This window comes from Roseimicrobium gellanilyticum, from assembly GCF_003315205.1.
Lineage (GTDB): Bacteria > Verrucomicrobiota > Verrucomicrobiia > Verrucomicrobiales > Verrucomicrobiaceae > Roseimicrobium > Roseimicrobium gellanilyticum.
In genome coordinates, this window is the sequence record NZ_QNRR01000008.1 from 262,537 (window position 1) to 281,245 (window position 18,709).

An 18,709-nucleotide genomic window follows, 5' to 3' on the forward strand; every position below is an offset into this window, starting at 1 on the left:
ATGGTCACCTTTGTTAGGTGGTTGTGTGCGTAAGTGTCTCGATGCCAGTGAAAAACGACTCACTGCGTCACTTGGCATCGCCTGTGCAAATCCTCGCACGCGCCGACACCGAACACTCCCACACAAGCTCCATCAACACCCATGAATCTACTCCCCAAGAAGTGTCTCTCCCGCAGTCTCGCTGCTTTGGCGATGGCTGGCGCTCTGGCCTCAGGTACTCCACAGCTCTTCGCTGGCACACCCAGCACCAAGGCCGTGGCTCCGGTCGAAATGAAACCTGCTGAGCCTTGGATCCACGCGTTGCTGCAAGTCGACATCTCCGATCATTACATCACGCCTCGTGGTCTGAATGTGGAGAACGAAGGTGTCATCTTCCAGCCGCTCTTCCTCGTCTTCTGGACGCTCTACTCCGAGCCGGATGCCTTCCTGCAGGACATCACCCTGACCACCGGGGTGTGGAGTTCCTTCCATACGAATGAATCGGGCGCCGATCCCGGGCACTGGAATGAGTTCGACCCCATCGCGGGACTTGGCTTCAAGTTCGATGGAGGCGTGAAGCTCGATGTGAACTACACGGCCTTCAAGAGCATGGTGGATTCCTATCCCACCTCGCAGCACCTGGAGGTGAAGCTTTCCTATGATGACTCCAAACTCTGGGGCGGCGGCTTTGCGCTGAATCCCTGGGTCGCGTACTGGCAGGAACTCGAAGACAAGGCCACGGTCGTCTTCGACCCTTCTACCTCAGACGAGTCCTTCTACTTCACCATTGGTATCAATCCCGGCTTCAAGGCGGGTCCGGTGAAGTTTGAGTTTCCCACCTTCATCAACCTGGTGGATGACGACTTCTACCAGCAGTTCGACGGCAGTCCCGGTGGCGATGGGCTCGCGGTCTTCTGCACGGGGGTGAAGGCCAGCATCCCGCTCACCTTCATCCCGAAGGACATGGGCTTCTGGACCCTCTATGCCGGCGTGAAGTACTACCACCTGGACAATCAGGGCCTGCTGGATGGCAACTCGGTGCTGACCGCAAACGAGCATCGCGATGACCTCGTCCAGTTCCACGGCGGCATTTCCATCTTCTTCTAGGCGCGGAGGTTGCTCCATGAGCCGCAGAACTGCCCAAACCCACTGACTGACTGGAGACCCCTGCTATGGACACCGCGAACATTGCTGCCGAACCTTATCCCTTCGAATTCAAACCGGACAAGTGTGCCCTGCTGATCATCGACATGCAGCGGGACTTCCTGGAGCCGGGTGGATTCGGTGAGATGCTGGGCAACGATGTCTCGCAACTCCGTCGCACCATTGAGCCGAACAAAAGGCTGCTTGATGCGTGGCGCGCTGCGGGACTCCAGGTCATGCACACACGTGAAGGCCATCGTCCCGACCTCAGCGATCTGCCGCCTGCCAAGAAGGTGCGCGGAAAGAGCGAAAAGACCATCGGTGATGAAGGCCCCATGGGCCGCATCCTCATCCGTGGCGAGGCTGGGCATGACATCATTCCCGAGCTCTATCCACTCCCGGATGAGCCGGTGATCGACAAGCCGGGCAAGGGCGCGTTCTTCGCCACGGATCTCCAGGCCATCTTGCAGAATCGAGGCATCCAGCAGCTCGTGGTCACGGGTGTCACCACGGAGGTGTGTGTGAATACCACCGTGCGTGAGGCCAATGACCGTGGCTACGAGTGCCTCGTGCCGGAGGACTGCGTGGGCTCCTACTTCCCCATCTTTCAGGAGATGGGGCTCAACATGATCAAGGCCCAGGGCGGCATCTTCGGCTGGGTCACGACCTCTGGAGAGATCATAGCGGCCGTGGGCCATGCCTAGGGGGCATCATTTCCGTCACCATCATCATCATCACATCACTTCATATCAGCACGCATCATCAAGCATCAATGCAACTGCTACCACCATGAGCACTTCAGCCACCCTCAAGCCAAAAATCTGGGTCCCGGGCGATTGGAACGCCTTCTTTGGATTTGGGACCAACATCCTGGTAAATCTTCTGACCCTCACAGGACTTCTCTTGTATGTGGTGAAGATGCCAGGGGATGTGGTCTTTGGCCGCATCCTGCCAGCATGCGGCGTCATGCTCTGTCTCAGCACCGTCTACTATGCATGGCTGGCCTACAAGCTTGCGAAGAAGACCGGTCGTACTGATGTGTGCGCCCTGCCTTCCGGGACCAGCGTGCCGCACATGTTTGTGGTGACCTTTGTCATCATGCTGCCCATCACACTCAAGACGGGAGATCCCATCAAGGGGTGGGAGGCAGGTCTTACCTGGGTATTCATCCAGAGCTTCGTCCTCATGCTGGGGGGATTTGCGGCGCCCATCATCCGCAAAATCACCCCTCGTGCCGCGCTGCTCGGTACGCTGGCGGGTGTTTCCATCAGCTTCATTTCCATGCGGCCCGCACTCGAAATGTTCATGACACCGGTGATTGGCATCACCTGCTTCGCCATCATCCTACTGAGCTGGTTTGGTGGTGTGCGCTACTTCCGGGGTATTCCCGCGGGTCTCATCGCCATTGGTGTGGGCACACTCATGGCCTGGGGCTCCAATCTCTTCGGCTTGAACTACGGTGGCATGACCTTGGAGAAGCTCGGGCAATCGTTCACCGGCTTTGGTTTCTCGGTTCCGATTCCGGCCTTTGACCACATCTTCTCCGGGTTTGAGTTCCTGGGTGTGATTCTGGTCACGGCCATCCCCTTCGGTATTTACGACCTCGTGGAGGCCCTGGATAATGTGGAGAGCGCGGCGGTGGCAGGTGATGAGTTTCCCACCACTCGGGTGCTCACGGCCGATGGTGTCATCAGCCTCATCGGCTGCTGCCTGGGCAATCCCTTCATCAATGCCGTATACATTGGCCACCCCGGTTGGAAGTCGATGGGCGGGCGCATAGGCTACTCTGCTGCCACGGGCATTGCAGTACTGGTGTTATGCATCTTTGGAATTGTCTCGCTGATGTCTTCATTGATTCCGCTGGTGGCGATCTCACCGATTCTGCTCTACATCGGCATGTTGATTGGTGCACAGGCCTTCCAGGAAACGCCCAAGTCGCATGCGCCGGCCGTTGTGCTTGCGCTGTTCCCTCACCTTGCGGCGTGGGCGAAGGTGCTCATCGACAACTCCCTTGGCGCTGCCGGTACGAATGCTGCCGCCGTGGGTTTCGACAAGATGGGCCAGGTGGGCGTGCTTTATCACGGCCTGGAGATTCTGGGAGGTGGTGCGATTCTCAGTGGGGTCATTCTTGCGGCCATCGCGGTGTTCATCATCGACCGGAAGTTCTGGAATGCCGCCGCCTTCGCGGGCACGGGTGCGGTGCTCACCTTCTTTGGCCTGATGCATGGTGAGCACATTGGTGTGGCCCAGTCACCCGTGGTCACGGTGGCCTATCTCATGGTAACGGTGGTCCTTGTCGGTTGCGCGAAGTTCGCCGTGGTAGCCCCGAAGCCTGTGGAGGAGCCGGAGGAGGAACACGGCGCCCTGCCGGACGCTGCCTGATGAAGCCCGCTCCTGCTCCACACGATCACCCTCTTCTGCTCATTACTCCTTTCTTCGTTGTGCCTGGTCTGGTGTGAAAAAACGGGCGATCCGGTGGGAAACTGCCGGATCGCCATTTCATGTCCTCTTGGAACATCAATTGCTTTCTCTTTTCCATCTCAAGTATGGCTTTCGTCGAATCTGATCCGTATCCCTGGCCCTATGACGGTGATCTCCGTCCTGAGAATACTGCCTTCCTTGTCATCGACATGCAGACGGATTTCTGCGGGCAGGGAGGTTATGTGGACAAGATGGGCTATGATATCACGCTCACCCGGGCGCCCATCGAGCCCATCCAAAAAGTCTTCGCCGCGGCGCGCGCGAAGGGCTACCACGTGATGCACACGCGTGAAGGGCATCGCCCGGATCTCTCAGATTTGCCGGAGAACAAGCGATGGCGCAGTCAGCGCATTGGCGCTGGCATAGGTGACGCGGGGCCTTGTGGTCGCATCCTCACCCGTGGTGAGCCAGGCTGGGATATCATTCCGGAACTCGCACCACTGCCGGGTGAGGCCATCATCGACAAACCGGGCAAGGGCTCCTTTTACGCCACAGATTTGGACATGCTGCTGCGCCGCAAGGGCATTCGCAACATCGTGCTCGCGGGCATCACTACGGACGTGTGCGTGCACACGACCATGCGCGAGGCGAATGACCGGGGCTATGAGTGCTTGCTGCTGGCGGATTGCACGGGAGCCACAGATGTGGGGAACTACACCTCGGCGCTCAAGATGATCAAGATGCAGGGCGGTGTCTTCGGCGCCGTCAGTGACTCGACAGCATTCATCAAGGCCATCACCACGTGATTAGACCTATGAGTGTGGATTCAACCCCTGTATTGATATTCATGGATGAAACTTTCGCTCGCCACGCGATGCGGTTTTCTTATGCTACCGCCGCATTGTGACTGCCCCTGACCCGACCCCCACGCCCCCGGCCTTTCCGCTCATTGAGCTGAAGGACCTCTTCAACATCGTCCAACACGAGGAAAATCTGCCCTGGCAGTACTTCCGTGATGGGGTGGATATCGTGCGCCTGTACGGCGACGGCATCACCGGACCTACGGCGGCGCTGATACGCTTCCGCCGGGAGGGCCGCGTGCCCACGCACTATCATGATGGCTGGGAGCACATCTTTGTACTCGCAGGGAGCCAGCGCGACCAGAGTGGCACCATTCATGCGGGGACCCTGCGCATCCATCCACCTGGCACGCATCACAGCGTGGTGAGTGAGGCGGGGTGCATCGTGCTCGCCATCTATGAGAAGCCGGTGAAGTTCCTGGGTGAAAAGGCGGGAAATGCGGGTGCGAGGAGTGAAGAAGAGTAGGGTGGGGGTGTATGGTCTGGTTTTGCCGCCATCGCGATCACTATCGTGGTGAGTGGAATCTCGCTGATGACATAGTCCGCGCTTTGCGTCTTGGAGAGCGGTGGCACAGGCCTCCCTTGAGGCCGCGACACCGCTTTCAGCGGAGTGACGTCGCGCAGTCGATCCTCCACAAGTCTGCTAACCATAGTGACTCCAGCATTGTGGATTTCTATTGGGCAAGCAAAGCACGCAACATGAAATCCCTTCGCTCAAAGCGGTGTCGCGCCTTAGCGCTTGCCACCGCACTCCAAGACGCAAAGCGCTACAGCAACGGGTTGAGGTGTCTCAAAATAGCTGGAGCCTCATCGGGCCTCACTTCTCCAGATACGGTGCCAGGCACTCCGTGAGCAATCGCACCAACTCCGGATCATCGCGCTGATAGTCATCCGGGATGTCCAGCACGTGCATTTCCTTGTAGCGTGTCGCTTCTGGAAACTCCGCAACGACCCGCTGCTTGTGCTTGGGTTCCATCACGAAGATGACATCCGCCCATTTCAAGTCCAGGGCATTCACATGATGCACAGCATTCGGACTCGTGCCCGCGGAGCGCGCGACGACGTGGGGATGATTTCTGAAAAGCGCTTCCGCCGTGGGGCTGCGCCACTGGTTCCGGCTGCAGATGAACAGGAAGCGGACAGGGCGGCCCATAGCCTCCGCAGCGGAGGGCTTTGATGGGTGTGGGCGTGATTCTTGGGAAGGCATGTGAAGCTAGGCGGGACCTGAGCGTGCAGCCCCAGCCCTGCCACCACTATTCCGCAGTTCCCAGTCCTTGCTTCAAAAGAAATTTCAGGATGGGTTCGGACTCAAAGAAGGCCGGATCATTCTGGTGACCTTTGCCGGGGACAACAATGAGCTCCATCTCGCCTCCGAGTGCTTTGTAGCGCTCTGCAATGACGGCGCTGTTCTTCTCCAGCGGCACGACCTTGTCGGCATCACCATGGACGTGCAGAATCGGAATCTTCGCCTTCGCGATGGGTTCCAGGCGGTCGATGGGATTGTGCTGGACGAGTTGCTTCTCCAACTCATCAGGGGTCACGCCATAGGCAGGAGCGGCACGCTTCAGGCTGGGGTAGCTGGCGAGATCACCCACGGGGAAGATGCCGGCGATGCACTGCACACGGTCCGGATGATTTGCGGTGAAGTTGTACTGATTCAATCCACCGCGGCTCTGCGCCAGCAGGCAGGCTTTGGGCGCGAGGCCATACTTCTCCGTCACGTGCTTGTACAGTGCATCGAACTGCTGGCGGCTCTTGGGGTTTGCATAGGTCTCGCCGACGTACGCGCCAACGACGTAGAAGCCCTTGTCGAGCAGCTGCTTCAGCAGCCAGGTGTTTCCGGAGCTGGGATGATTCCCAATCGATGGTGCATACCATACCCAGGGTTTTGCACCATTTGCCGCAGGATTGGTGGGATGAATCACGAAGGCTTCGAAGTCCTCCAGCTTGAAGTCTTCACGCTTCGCACCGTAGTGGCTCTTGCCATCGAGGGATGAAACAAGTGTATCTTTCCCATCCGTGAGCCATTCGAGATTGAATCGTGCCAGCGTGAGGTAGGCGTAGCTGGTGGACTTTTTCAGCTCTTCATCAGAGGCGCGGCCGCGCTCGTAGAGACAGAGGGCGGTGCCATCCGGCAGCACGGCGAGGTCGCTGTACGCGCCGTAGCCAGGCTCCAGCGACTTGCTCACGGCCCATGTCTTGCCTTCGTCATAGCTGAGCTTGACGGAGAGATTGCGCCGGTCGCGTGACTTCCCTTCGAGGTCCTTTCCATCGAGACGGTCGAGATTGTGTGGGTTCGCGAAGAGGATGCGATTCTTGTCGCTGGTGGGCTTGGCGGTGTAGCGCACGATGCTGCCCATGCAGATGGGTTCCAACAATGCTTCATCATAGCGGGGCTTGGACCACTTGGTTGCACCGTCCTTGCTGACTACCACGATGCGGCGGTGCTTCTTCGACTCGGAGCGCACATTGAGCATCACCATGCCGTTCGCCAGTTCTACGATGACGGTTTCATTGGGGAAGATCCATTCCTCCGTGTTTGGCACGGCGATGTCACCGCGATGCCAGGTCTTGCCGTGGTCATCACTGTAGATGGTGGACGTGACCGAGGGGCGATGCGCATGTCCACCCGTGCCGAGGGAAAGCCACACCGGCACCACAAGGCGGCCAGTCTTGAGCTGGATGCCATGTGCTGGTCCCGTGGCGAGGATCTTCCAGTCGTAGTCCGGACGGAAGTCCTCAAACGTCTTCGTGATGTCTACCGGATCCGTCCAGGTCACGCCATCATCGTCACTGCGCATGTAGAAGCAGCGCATGTACTCCAGGCAGTAGAGGAAATGCACGGCGCGAGTCTTGTGGTCTACGAAGGCCACGGCGTTGTTCACCGTGTTGTCGCCGGACTTGTCCAGATTCTGCGCAATGGCGAGAGGATTCACAGGCAGCTCGCCCTTCACTTCCACAATGGCCTTGGGTGGGCTGAAGGTCTTGCCACCATCCGTGCTGCGGCGCATGAGCACATCGATGGGACCCCAGTCACCCTTCGCGTCCTTGCGGGCTTCACAGTAGGCCAGCACGGTGCCCTTGCTGGTGACCACCATGCCGGGGATGCGGTAGAGTGCATAGCCACCCTGGCCAGCTTCGAAGAGGTCCTGCTTCTCCAGCAGGGGTTCGGCGGCGCGGGAGTGTGCGGGAAAGACGAGGGCCGTCGCAATCAGGGCGAGGGCGGTGAAGGCATGCCGGAAGGGTTTCATAACGAAAAGAAGGGCGCGTTGACTATTCAACGCGCCCTTCTCACGAGCTTCACTGGAGATTTCCGGTGACCAGTGCCTTCCGTCACGTCATCGCACTCACTTCTCCACTGGCACCCACTGCACAGCATCGATCACCACAAAGCCTTGTGTGCCCTTGTTGGAAATGGTCACGGTGGAAGGCTTGCCTGCGGCAAACTCAAAAGTGCCAAGCGAGACGAACAGCCCATCGACGGATGGCGTTTTGCGCTGGTCCACGGTCACCTTCTCCACGCCACCCGAATGCTCGATTTCCACGGGCACGGCGGAGGCGCGGTTGTTGTTCGGGGGATAGGCGAAGCGTACCTCGTACTTGCCGGGCTTGGGGATGATGGCTTCGAAGACGGCGGTCACCGTCTTGGACTTGTCGTTGCCATCGTGCTGGTAGCCGTTTTCCACGAAGACCTTGGCCGCGCCGCTCTCTTCCCATTCACCCGTTGTCCTTGCCCTCTGGTCATCAATGACCACGCCTTCGAGCTTGCCGGCGTCCTTGCCCTTGCTGGAGGTGGGGCCGCTGTAGTGCAGCACCTGGCCGTCCTTGAGCAGGCGTTCCTTGAGTTTTTCATAGGGCACATCCTGCACAGGGATGTTGCTGTCGATGGCCATCACGGCGGCGGTGGCGGCGCTCTGGGCCAGAATCATGAAGACCGGCTCCATGCGGATGCTGCCGAAGGCGATGTGCGTGCTGGAGACGCACACGGGCACGAAGAGATTGTCTGCCTGGCCCTTCTTCGGCACGAGGGAACCGTAGGCGATTTCATACGGACCCTTCGTGCTCACGCCGATATCACCCTCGTTCTGCACATACCCTTCCGGGGTGATGTAGCGCTGCACATTGTGCGAGTCGATGGTATAGCTGCCCATGCCGACGGACTCCGGGGTGGGGCGCTGCTTGGTGAGTTCCAGTTCCGTCATCACGTAGTTGCCAATCATGCGGCGCGCTTCGCGGATGTAGAGCTGCGGGGACCAGTTGCCATTGTCAGTGTACTCGTCCTTGGGCAGGCCCCACTTCTTCATTTCATCCTGCACATCCTTCGGCACGCGGGGATCATTGGCGATGAACCACAGCCAGCCCTGTTGATAGGTCTTGTGCTCTTCAATGATTTCCTTGCGGCGCTCGTAGGAGGCATCGGGGTAGTCGTAGTTGAAGCCGATGTTATCCGTGCTGAAGGGGCCGTGGTTGTTCGTGTCCGTCTTGTGATTCGGAATGGGGTCGAACTTGCCGAACGTCTCGCGCCAGCCGGCGTCGAACACGCGAAGCAGCAGTTCGTATTGCTTTGCGTCATACTTTTCCGGCTTGGGGAAGGGGATGCGATTCTCTTCATGGTCGGTCAGGCACATGCGGAAGCAGTAGGCCTGCACGCGCTTGTCGCCAGCACCGTACTCACCCACGGGCTCTGCGCTCACGCGAGGCAGCACGCCGCTCTTCGGGTCGCCGGGCACCACATACGCGCTGATGGGCTTCTTCACGGCGCCGAAGTGGTGGCGGTGGTGGAGGATGCCCACCTGCACGCCATTCCATTTTTCGCCGTACGCGCTGTTCGCTTCGCGGCCGACGTGGTAGTCCACCTTCGCGGCAGCCATGAGGTCGCCCTCATAGGTGGCATCGATGAACATCTTCCCGCTGTAGGTCTTGCCGCTCAGCGTGGTGATGGAGGTGATGCGTCCACCTTCTTTCTTCACACCCTTCTCACGATCCAGCCACTCATCGCGCTTCACCGGGATGTTGAACTCCTTCACGTAGTCTTCGAAGACCTTCTCCGCTGCGCTGGGCTCGAAGATCCACATGGTGCGCTCGGCGCCGTCCATGGCCGGTGTACCCTGGCCCTTGTTGCCGTACTCGGACTTCTTCTGCTGCTTCCAGGATTCAGCCTTGTCATAGTGCAGCCAGATGCGGTGGTAGAAGTCGCGGGAGAGACCGCCGATGACCGCCTTGTTACCGGTGTCCGTGAAGCCGAGGCCGCCACTGGAGAGGCCGCCGAGATGTTTGTCGGGCGAGACGATGATGGCAGTCTTGCCCATTTTCTTGGCCTGCACCGCGGCGATCACAGCCGCGCAGGTGCCGCCATAGATCACCACATCATGCTCTTCCGCTTGGGCGGGAGTGAGCAAGGCGGCGGCCAGGAGGGTAGTGAGGAGGAGACGTTTCATGTCGAGGGAAATAGGTCCGGCAGAATCGAAAGTCTGGTGGGAACTGGGAGAGAAGTCCAGCCCGGGGAATCTTGGACAGGGAAAATGGTGGGCGGTCGTGACAGGGGATTGCCGAGTCCCATCTGCTGTTGATCTTTGCTCTCGTGACGCGGAGGGTTGGCTACGGTGAAATTTTTGCCCCTGAACAAGGACAGTCTCCAGCTGAAGCTCTTTCAGCTCCGTTCTGAGTGCTATGGAGAAAAGTTCCAGTACTCTGTAGGGAGTCGGGAGTTGATCTATTCGAGTCTTACAACCTCCAGTGAAGGCAAAGTCGTCGCTGCGGCCCTGATTCTCAATGATGGCCTGCCGCTGCATCGCCAGCTGGCCCAAGACGTCATCCGGGACTTTTGCGCCAATGCCGAGGAATGCGATGGGATGAGTCTCATCATGGCGATGGAGACATTGCAGTTGTATTCCCCAAAGGTGTTGAAGCGGCCTGAGTATCAGCGGATCATTCAGATGTTCCTCGATTCCGGTGTGGATACGTCGGAAGGGAGAATGGCTCGTCATCTGCAGGCGAAGTCAGAAGGGCGGCCAGGAAGTGCCGAGGACCTGGCTGAGTTTCCGCACTTGGAAGGAAGAATGGCCCGTCATTTGCAGGCGGAGTCGGAGGGGCTTCCGGGAGGAGCACAGGAGCTCGCGGAGTTTCCGCAGCGGCTACCGTGGTGGACCAAGCTATTTCGCGCAGTGACCCGAGTCTTCAGCAAGCAGAGAAAAAAGTAGCACTACTTCTCCCAATCCTCCTCGTACAGCAGGTCTTCAATGCCCGGTGTCAGGGCGATTTCACGCTGCTTTGCGATGAACGCGAGAGCATCCTCGGGAGAGAGCTTGGCAGTACGCATCATCCAGGCGGCCACAATCACCACCGAGCGGCTCCTTCCCGCGCGGCAATGCACCAGCACCTTCGGCGATTGTTTCACAAACTTTTCCAGCGTGAGCACCGCCTGCCGCACCAGCCATGGATCATTTCCCGGACCATCGATGAAATCGTACACCTTCAAGGCCTCCACTCCACATGCCGCTGGCTCGCAGCCGTAGAGGTGACCATTGAGGCACAGGATGGAGCGGAAGCCCTGCCCTGCAATCACGGCCTTGTCTTCAGCATCCAGATAGGTTCCAATCGCAACGTCGGGCGTGATGAAGCTGACCATGGGCCGGTTTTCGAGAAAGGCCATGTTACACGCTGTCTCTCCGTTTTCACATGACTTTGTGGGAAGAGCCTACTTTCCCTGCAGCTTCTTGAGCTGTTCCAGAATGGCATTCATGCGGGCTTGATCCTTTTGCTCCCATTGGGCGCGGGTTAGCTCGACATTCAGTGTGGCGATTTCAGTCTGGCGTGGCGTGGCCTGTCCTTTGGATTCCAGTTCTTTCACATGGGCGAGGTCAGCCTCAGCCATACGTACCATCGCGGCAGGCAAGGCGAGGTCATCACTTTCCCTCTGGGTGCGCTCGATTTCGGCTTCCGCATCCATGATGCCGCGTTCTGCTGGCGTGAGTTTCTTGTGCTCCAACTTGTATTGGCGAAGTTTCATCAGATTGCTGCGATGCGCGCTGAGTGCGGAGGCAGCTTTGCTAATCTCGTGGTAGTTGCCATTCTTGATCGCAGGGAGGCTGGCCTCGTAGGCGTGGATGACGGCGAGTTCCAGTTGCAGTCGCTTGAGGACGTCCTGGCTACGTGGACTTGCCAACACCAGTTCCTGACGGCGTATCGCCTGGAGCAGGCGTCCTTCTGCTTCCTTCGGTCCTTTCTCGCCTTGGAAGAATCCGGCCGTTTCTGAAAAAGGCTGCCCTTGGCCAAAGGTCAGGGTACCTTGTATGGTGGTTCCGGTGGGTTTCTCCGGACTTGTAAGAGACAGGTCTTTTTGGTCTTCGCTGAGGAGCAGTTCCAGATGGTGCTCCTTGTCATCGCCGAGGATAAAGTCCTGCGATACCGGCTCCTTGTGCTCCATGTGGGTATCCACTTGAACCTTCCAGGCCATACCGACGGGTACATCCTCGAAGACGGCTTCACCTTGCTCGTCGGTTTCAGCGCTCGCCAGCACACCGCTGCCGGGAGGAAGGTTTTTTCCCGTGAGCCACACCTTCCATTTGGCAAGAGGAGCGTCTTTCAGCACGGTGTGTCCGGCGATGGGTTTTTCCGTGTCTTTTACCCGATAGGCCTGAGGAGGCAGATTGGGAAAGGAGCCAGTGCCTTTCAAGGTGACCCGCAGCTTCGTCGCACGCCTCATCTCGAAGTTCACCGTGCGAGGCTTGTCCGGCAGCAACAGCCTGTCTGCGGTGACGCCATAGGATTCCAGATCTGCTTCGGTGACCGCGCGCAAGGCACCTGCACCGGCGCCATGTTTGTTGAGGTTGATCTCGTACCATCCAGGCTTGTGCGCGGTGATGTTCACCACCTGGAGATTGGGAGTATCCACAGGCATCATGACGCCTCGTCCGAAGGTGACCTTGTAATGTCCGTCCTTATCCGTGGTGGCCACGCCGGTGCGGAAGAGTGAGCCCATGCCTGCGTGCACCCAGATCTCAACGCCCTCCAGAGGTCTGCCCGAGGGCCACTCAGTCACATGCCCGCGTGTAGTCCAGGGTTTCTCGGGATCGGAGCTGTAGATGCTGGCAGGATCCCTGGCAGGGGCAGGAGGCGTGGACTGAGGTTGGGCTGTGGGCGCGGTGTCCTTCTGCTCTGCGGCCTGCAGCATCGAGAGGGGGATGAGAAGCGTGAGCGTGAAGACGCCTGTCAGGATGGCGTGACGGAGACTGACGCGACGGCGATTCGTACGCGACTCAAGGATGGCGTGGAGGCGCGTCTCCAGTTGGGAGGGACGGGCCATGGCCAGTCCACTCGCATGCATGCTGCGCGGCGTGGCAAGATGTGTGGCGAGGTGAAGGAGATGCTCCGCATAGGTGGACGAACGCATGCCACTCTGAATCACGAGATCGTCGGAGGCCTGCTCGCTCTCCATGCGCAGGCGCCATGCGGCGAGCCAGACAAGAGGATGAAACCAGAAGAACGCACAGACCACCTGTGCAAAACAGAGGGTCCCCATGTCGCGACGTCGCACATGAGCGAGTTCGTGAAGGAGCACAGCATCGAGTCGTTCGTCATCCCATGAGGCGGCTTGGGCGGGAAGCAGCAGCTTGGGGTGCCAGATGCCCCATACCATGGGAATGCGATCCTGCGAATCGAGGAAGACTCTTGGTGGCGCTTGGAGCTTCAGTTGGGTTGCAGCTCGCTGGACGGAATTGGCGATGGGGCCGGTGGTGATGCGGAGAGCACGGCGTGCTGTCCGACTGAGCAGGAGATGCGATGCCACAAGACGCAGGGTCAGCAAAGCCATGCCTGCGAACCAGGCGAGACCGAGCCACGGCAGCGGGCGCGAAGGTGAGGCAGAGACGGGGAGCCCTTCTGCCGCTCCAGTGATTTCCGGCGCCGTGAGGATTGATGTGTCCGATGCTGTGAGGACTGGGACTGCGGGGAGTTCGCTTGAAGTATGATGGACCTGGAGGGGTGCCGCTGCCGTGGTGGTGGTGGCTATTGCCATCGGGCGCGCGTCCGGTGCCGACCACGTTGGGAGAATGCGCCACGCAGGAAATGTTGCTGCTCCGAAGGGAAGAAGAACAAAAGCGGCAAGTGTGAGCAACCAGACCAGATGACGCAGCGCTGCGGAACAATGGCGCATCAAGAGGGTCGCTGCGCCTGCGAGCAGGATAAGAGCAGTCCCTTTCAGCAGGGCCTCCCACAACACCGACGGGATCGTTTCGTCCAGCAAAGAAGCGATGGTGGTATGAATGGGCATCTCAGCGTCCCTCATGTCTGGTTTGTTCGATGAGCTTGAGAAGCCGTTTCCGTTCGTCCGCGCTGACGGCGTCCTTCCGCGAATGGAGATGGGCCGCAAGCGCCTCCTCCAGGGACCCGCCGAAGAAGGTATCCAGTACACGACGAAGTGCGCTCGTGCCCGCCTTACCCTTCGCTTCGCGGGGTGCGTAGATCACTTCGCGACCTTCCTGACGGCGCTTCAGGTGGCCCTTTTCCTCCAGGATGTGCAGCATGCGGCGCACGGCCATGGAGGTGGGCGGGTCCGGCAGGCCCTGCTGGATTTGGAGGACGGTCGCTTCGCCCATGGCGTAAATGGCATCCATGATCTGGCGTTCACGACGGGAAAGTTCGGTGGGATCAGGCATGGCAGGATGGGGCTGGGAAGGCGCGCAGGCGTGGCTTCCGATGTGCATGACGTGGCTCGGACAAAATCTTTGCGTTATTTTTTTAACGTAAAGCGGGCGTGCAGGTCAACACTTTCGTTAAAATTTTAACGTGTACCTGGAAGCCCTCTATTTGCTTTCATCAAGGCGCTGTCCGTGCTAGGCAGCGGATATGGCTGAAAACGAGGAGCCCGCTGCGCCTGCGCTGAAGGAGTGGTTCAATGAAGCCCGCTTTCGTACGATGGCGGCGGATGTCGTGGCGGTGCATCCCAAGTTCGATGCGAAGGCCTTCCTTGCAGCCACATTGCCCGGGCTGGAGCCGCTGAATCTCATGCAGCGTCTGCGGCGCATGACGGAGGGGTTGCATGCCACGTTGCCGTCTGACTATGAGAAGACGCTCGGCATTCTGCGCAACGTGGCGCCGCGCATCGATCACAATTTCGTCACGTTGGTGCTGCCGGACTATGTGAGCCAGTACGGGTTGGAACACTTTGAGCCATCCATGGAGGCGCTGAAGTTCTTCACCCCTTTCGGCTCTGCGGAGTTCGCGATTCGTCCGTTTTTGCGGCAGGACCTGAAGCGCACGCTCAAGGTCATGCACGGGTGGTCACGTGACAAAGACGAGCATGTGCGCCGCCTCGCCAGCGAAGGGTGCCGCCCGCGATTGCCCTGGTCCTTCCGGCTGGATGCACTCATCAAGGATCCGTCGCCGGTGCTGCCCATCCTCTCGAATCTCAAAGCGGACCCGAGCCTGTACGTGCGCAAGTCCGTGGCGAATCACTTGAATGACATCACCAAGGACCATCCTGACTGGGTACTGGATCTTCTCGCTGAGTGGCCCATGGAGCATGAGCACACGGCTTGGATTGCCAAGCGTGCTTTGCGCACCTTGATAAAGAAAGGGGATAAACGCGCGCTGGCCGTCATCGGGGCAGGGGAGAAGGCGGAGGTGAAGGTGGTGGAGTTTTCACTGTCGCCGCAGAAGGTGAAACTGGGTGAGCGGCTGACGATGTCCCTGCATCTGCAATCGAAGGCGAAGAAGGCGCAGAGGCTTGTCATCGACTACGCCATCCACTACGTGAAGAAATCGGGGGCGACTTCGGCCAAGGTTTTCAAGTGGAAGGAGTGCACCCTGGAGCCGGGAGCGGTGCTGACACTGGCGAAGACCCAGCGGTTTGTGGATTTTACCACGCGTGATCATCATCCCGGAAAGCACTTAGTGGATGTGATGGTGAATGGCGAGGTGATGGGGAGCGGGGAGTTTGTGCTGGTGAGGTGACCGTGGGCGAGAGGTCGTCTTGGATTTCAACACAGAGACATAAAGCCACGGAGGCACAGAGACTTAATAAAAAACTCAGTGGCTTTGTGTCTCCGTGTTGAAATCGAGTGCTCACTTCTTCCCGTGCTGCTGGTAAAATCCCTTGACCAGCGTGTGTCTCATCCGCTTCAGTGCGCGGCATGAAGGGCCAGCCCATCCGTCCGCAGCGTTCGTCTTTGGTGGCAGAGACGGTGAGGGTGTTGCGGCAGGGCATCCAGTCCGGGCTGTGGCGTGGACATCTCCCCGGAGAGCGCGTGCTGTGCACCCAGTGGCAGATCAGCCGGCCCACGCTGCGCGCGGCGATGGAGGTGCTGCAGAGGGAGAAGCTGGTGGAGGTGGCGCACGGTTGCCGCACGAAGGTGCTCACCAAGCCTCCGGCGAAGTCACCGGTTACGCTCACAGTCGGTCTGCTGAGTCCGGAGCCTCTGCATGCCATGCCGCCCTTTGTGATGCTGTGGGTGGATGAGCTGCGCGGGCAGCTTGCGAATGAGGGGCACCTCCTGCAAGTGGTGGTGGGGCGTGCGGGTTTTGGCAGGAAGAATCCGGCGCGGGCGTTGGAGTCGCTCATTGCAGGGACGCCTGCGGCTGCGTGGGTGCTGTACCAAGCCACGGAGGCGATGCAGCGATGGTTCTCAGAACATGATACACCCTGTGTGGTGGTGGGTTCATCCTTCCCCGGCACGGACTTGTCAGCAGTGGATCGTGACTATCGTGCAGCATGCCGTCATGCGGTGGGATTGTTTGCGGGCAGACGGCACAAGCGTATTGCGCTTTTGATCCGTAGAGAGCAGTTGGGTGGTGACATCGAAAGCGAGCGTGGATTCCTGGAAGGGCTTGAGTCCTTCGCCCAGCGTGGTGTGAGCGGCACCATCTGTCGGCACGATGGGACAAATGCCGGTCTGTGTGCAAAGCTGGATGACATGCTGGCCGAGAAGCCGCGACCCACGGCGCTGCTGGTGGCGCGTTCTGCGGCAGCACTCACGGTGCTCACGCATCTGTTGAGGCGCGGGGTGCGCATTCCACAGGACATGGCACTCGTTTGTCGTGACGATGATACGTACCTGGACAGTACCGAACCGCGCGTGGCCCGCTATGCGGTGAGTCCGGCGGCTTTCGCGAAGCGGGTGCACCGGATGGTGGTGGGACTGGTGCAGGACGGGGTGGTGCGCGAGGGGAATGTACGCGTGATGCCGACGTTTACGAGGCGGGAGTCGGTGTAGGGTGAAATGAATGCAGTGAGTGTCTCCTACGACTGAGCCCCTTTTCGTCCCTGACATGGCATAGGCCCAAGGAGTGGGAACGCCTCGTTCCCAGCGTGAATAGGTCTATGGAGAGGAGCTGCCGAGCACTCGTCCGGCACAATAGAAGAGCCTTGAAGTAGTCAACGTCTCTAAGGGACGTCACCTGCTGACGGGAACGAGGCGTTCCCGATCCTTGGGCCTCTGGCAACGCGCTGGGTAGCTCTGTTCCTCTCACTTTCCCACCACCCTCAACGGCACGCGCACGCACGAAGATCTCTGTGCATCATGCCAGATGGTATTGATCGCACTCTGCGTATCCTTCATCCAATCCAGCGTCTGTCGCCCCCCGGTCTGGTTGTTTGGCTCATACAAGGGCGCTCCCGTGCTGGCAATGGTCACGCGGATGCGGTGGCCTTTGTTGAAGATGATGCTCGTCCAGCCGACATGCATGTTGAGCTTCGCGATTTCATCCGAGCGAGGATCATTCCGCGTGGCGAGCGCCTCGGCATTCGTCGGCGTGAGGAGGCGTTGCTTGTCGAAGCCGTCGCGATATCTCGCGCGCATGGGGTAATCCATGAGCAGGATGCTGCGTCCGTCCGGATATACATCGCTCACGCGCACGATGAAGTCGGTATCGGCTGCCGTGGAGGAGATGTAGAGCTCCGCTTTCACTTCGCCGGTCCACTCCATGGGCACGGCAAGCGGTTCGGTGGTCCAGGTGCGCACTTCGGCTTGTTGCTCAAAGGAGCGTGCGTCCTTCGCGCCGGGGAAGGACGTGCCGGGAATGTTCATGGGCTTGCGTGGGTCACTCGCATAGCTGGTGCGTGAACCCTTTGCGCCTGTGCGTCGTGTGCTCAGCACACCATCGGCATTCAAGAAGAAGCGTGTGTCCTTCAGCTTCGGCGGCCAGTCAGCGGCTTCGCTCCACACATTGCCGGGAGCGCTGTCTTCACCCGTGGCGCCCATCACGTACCAGCGCACCTTCGGTTCTTTGTCGATGCCGTTGGCCTCGCCCTTGAGCCAGTGGTTGAACCACCGTGTCATGTGTTCCAGTTCGGGCCAGGTGGCGTTTTCGGGATAGATGAGTTCACCCACCTTGCTGCCCTTGTTCAGGCGGCCATGCAGCCAGGGACCAAGCAGGAGCCACTGGTTGTCGCGCGACTGGGGACCGCCGAGTTTTTGTCTTCCCTGAAAGCTCATAATGCTGCCCTGAATCATGAAGTCATACCAGCTCCCGATGGTGAAGCAGGGCACGTTCATCTTGGCGAAGTAGGGTTTGCAGTCCTCCGATTTCCAGTAGCCATCGTAGTCCGGGTGGCGGTCCCACGTCTTGAGCAGAGCCTCATGGTCGGCGTAGTTTCGTGCGACCTTGCCCATGGCCTTGTAGCGTTCCGGGCGAGTCGCGCCGCCGAGGCGGTAGCCTTCGTGGAAGAGGCTCAATCCCGTGTCCACCATGTACTGGGCCACGAGGTGGGGAGGCTGGGTGACGGCGAGGTAGTTCTGCACATAGCCACCCTGCGAGCTGCCAAAGGTGCCGACCTTTCCCGTGCACCAGGGTTGTGCTGCCAGCCACTCACACACATCCCAGCCATCGCGCTGCTGACCCCACTGCGTGGCACGATAGCCCACCCAGGTGCCTTCGCTCTCATGGGTGCCACGGTAGTTCACCATGGCCACCACGAAGCCCTTCGCCGCCAGCGTCGCTGCTGCTTTCCGTGTGCCCAGGCCAGTGATTTCCGCGTAGCGTTGCTCAAAGAGGGCGGGCAGCTTTTCCTGCGCGGGGGTCTCCGGGAAATAGAGGTACGCGGAGAGCTTCACGCCGTCCCGCATGGGGAGCATCACCTGTTCCTCGCGAACTCCCGGGACATCGAGCTTGGGGAGAGGCTTGGAAGCGGCGCTGGCAGGAGAGGGCAGAGCCAAGGCGGTGAACAGACTGTACCAAAATGCGAGGAGGCAGAGGCGGGGCATCCTCTCAGAACGGGTTCATCCGCAGGATTTTCCTTCAGATTGTCGCTGGGACTGGGCTTTTCATCCGACGGTCCCTGGTGAACGTAAAACCATTTGCACGCATGC

The 18,709-nt window shown here is 59.4% G+C and carries 15 protein-coding genes; 8 read left to right on the forward strand and 7 right to left on the reverse strand.

Going from position 1 to position 18,709, the window contains the following annotated elements; translation table 11 throughout:
• Nucleotides 1-141: 141 nt before the first annotated feature.
• From DES53_RS21390 to DES53_RS21410, 5 genes are all read left to right on the forward strand, one after another.
• Nucleotides 142-1,086, forward strand: coding sequence for a hypothetical protein (locus tag DES53_RS21390; protein WP_113960354.1), 945 nt, complete (start codon nucleotides 142-144; stop codon nucleotides 1,084-1,086).
• A 65-nt stretch (nucleotides 1,087-1,151) separates the two neighbouring features.
• A complete protein-coding gene (locus tag DES53_RS21395) occupies nucleotides 1,152-1,826 on the forward strand; it encodes a cysteine hydrolase family protein (RefSeq protein WP_113960355.1) in 675 nt (224 codons plus the stop codon).
• 85 nt (nucleotides 1,827-1,911) lie between these two features.
• A complete protein-coding gene (locus DES53_RS21400; protein WP_211325633.1) occupies nucleotides 1,912-3,504 on the forward strand; it encodes a regulator in 1,593 nt (530 codons plus the stop codon).
• 164 nt (nucleotides 3,505-3,668) lie between these two features.
• Entirely contained in the window at nucleotides 3,669-4,349 is a 681-nt protein-coding gene (gene biuH, locus DES53_RS21405; protein WP_113960356.1) for a biuret amidohydrolase, read from the forward strand.
• 97 nt (nucleotides 4,350-4,446) lie between these two features.
• Nucleotides 4,447-4,869 carry a cupin domain-containing protein gene (locus DES53_RS21410; protein ID WP_113960357.1) on the forward strand — a complete coding sequence of 141 codons (423 nt, stop codon included), beginning with the start codon at nucleotides 4,447-4,449 and terminating at the stop codon, nucleotides 4,867-4,869.
• Nucleotides 4,870-5,220: 351 nt separating this feature from the next.
• Here the strand turns inward: DES53_RS21410 and DES53_RS21415 are convergent, their stop codons facing one another.
• From DES53_RS21415 to DES53_RS21425, 3 genes are all read right to left on the reverse strand, one after another.
• Nucleotides 5,221-5,556: a low molecular weight protein tyrosine phosphatase family protein gene (locus tag DES53_RS21415; RefSeq protein ID WP_113960358.1), complete on the reverse strand. Its 336-nt coding sequence runs from the start codon at nucleotides 5,554-5,556 to the stop codon at nucleotides 5,221-5,223.
• Between the two features lie 100 nt (nucleotides 5,557-5,656).
• Entirely contained in the window at nucleotides 5,657-7,654 is a 1,998-nt protein-coding gene (locus DES53_RS21420) for an exo-alpha-sialidase (protein WP_113960359.1), read from the reverse strand.
• Between the two features lie 96 nt (nucleotides 7,655-7,750).
• A complete protein-coding gene (locus tag DES53_RS21425; protein WP_113960360.1) occupies nucleotides 7,751-9,841 on the reverse strand; it encodes an FAD-dependent oxidoreductase in 2,091 nt (696 codons plus the stop codon).
• 165 nt (nucleotides 9,842-10,006) lie between these two features.
• Here DES53_RS21425 and DES53_RS21430 point away from each other — a divergent pair, with 165 nt between their 5' ends.
• Nucleotides 10,007-10,603, forward strand: a complete 597-nt coding sequence (locus DES53_RS21430; protein WP_147263531.1) for a hypothetical protein — start codon at nucleotides 10,007-10,009, stop codon at nucleotides 10,601-10,603.
• Nucleotides 10,604-10,605: 2 nt separating this feature from the next.
• On the opposite strand, the gene DES53_RS21435 is transcribed toward DES53_RS21430, so the two are convergent.
• Genes DES53_RS21435 through DES53_RS21445 form a run of 3 tightly spaced genes read right to left on the reverse strand, consistent with a single transcriptional unit; the run spans nucleotide 10,606 to nucleotide 14,059 of the window.
• On the reverse strand, nucleotides 10,606-11,055 hold the full coding sequence (locus DES53_RS21435; protein WP_113960362.1) for a dual specificity protein phosphatase family protein: 450 nt from the start codon (nucleotides 11,053-11,055) through the stop codon (nucleotides 10,606-10,608).
• Between the two features lie 45 nt (nucleotides 11,056-11,100).
• Nucleotides 11,101-13,674, reverse strand: a complete 2,574-nt coding sequence (locus DES53_RS21440; protein ID WP_170157284.1) for a M56 family metallopeptidase — start codon at nucleotides 13,672-13,674, stop codon at nucleotides 11,101-11,103.
• 1 nt (nucleotide 13,675) lies between these two features.
• Nucleotides 13,676-14,059 (reverse strand): BlaI/MecI/CopY family transcriptional regulator, encoded by a 384-nt coding sequence (locus DES53_RS21445; RefSeq protein ID WP_170157285.1) that lies wholly within the window; start codon nucleotides 14,057-14,059, stop codon nucleotides 13,676-13,678.
• 190 nt (nucleotides 14,060-14,249) lie between these two features.
• Between DES53_RS21445 and DES53_RS21450 the strand changes: the two genes are divergently transcribed.
• Together DES53_RS21450 and DES53_RS21455 are read left to right on the forward strand one after the other, a co-directional pair.
• Entirely contained in the window at nucleotides 14,250-15,356 is a 1,107-nt protein-coding gene (locus tag DES53_RS21450) for a DNA alkylation repair protein (protein ID WP_113960365.1), read from the forward strand.
• 179 nt (nucleotides 15,357-15,535) lie between these two features.
• A complete protein-coding gene (locus DES53_RS21455; RefSeq protein ID WP_113960366.1) occupies nucleotides 15,536-16,615 on the forward strand; it encodes a substrate-binding domain-containing protein in 1,080 nt (359 codons plus the stop codon).
• A gap of 252 nt (nucleotides 16,616-16,867) precedes the next feature.
• Here the strand turns inward: DES53_RS21455 and DES53_RS21460 are convergent, their stop codons facing one another.
• Nucleotides 16,868-18,556, reverse strand: a complete 1,689-nt coding sequence (locus DES53_RS21460) for a CocE/NonD family hydrolase (RefSeq protein ID WP_245958228.1) — start codon at nucleotides 18,554-18,556, stop codon at nucleotides 16,868-16,870.
• Nucleotides 18,557-18,709 lie beyond the last annotated feature (153 nt).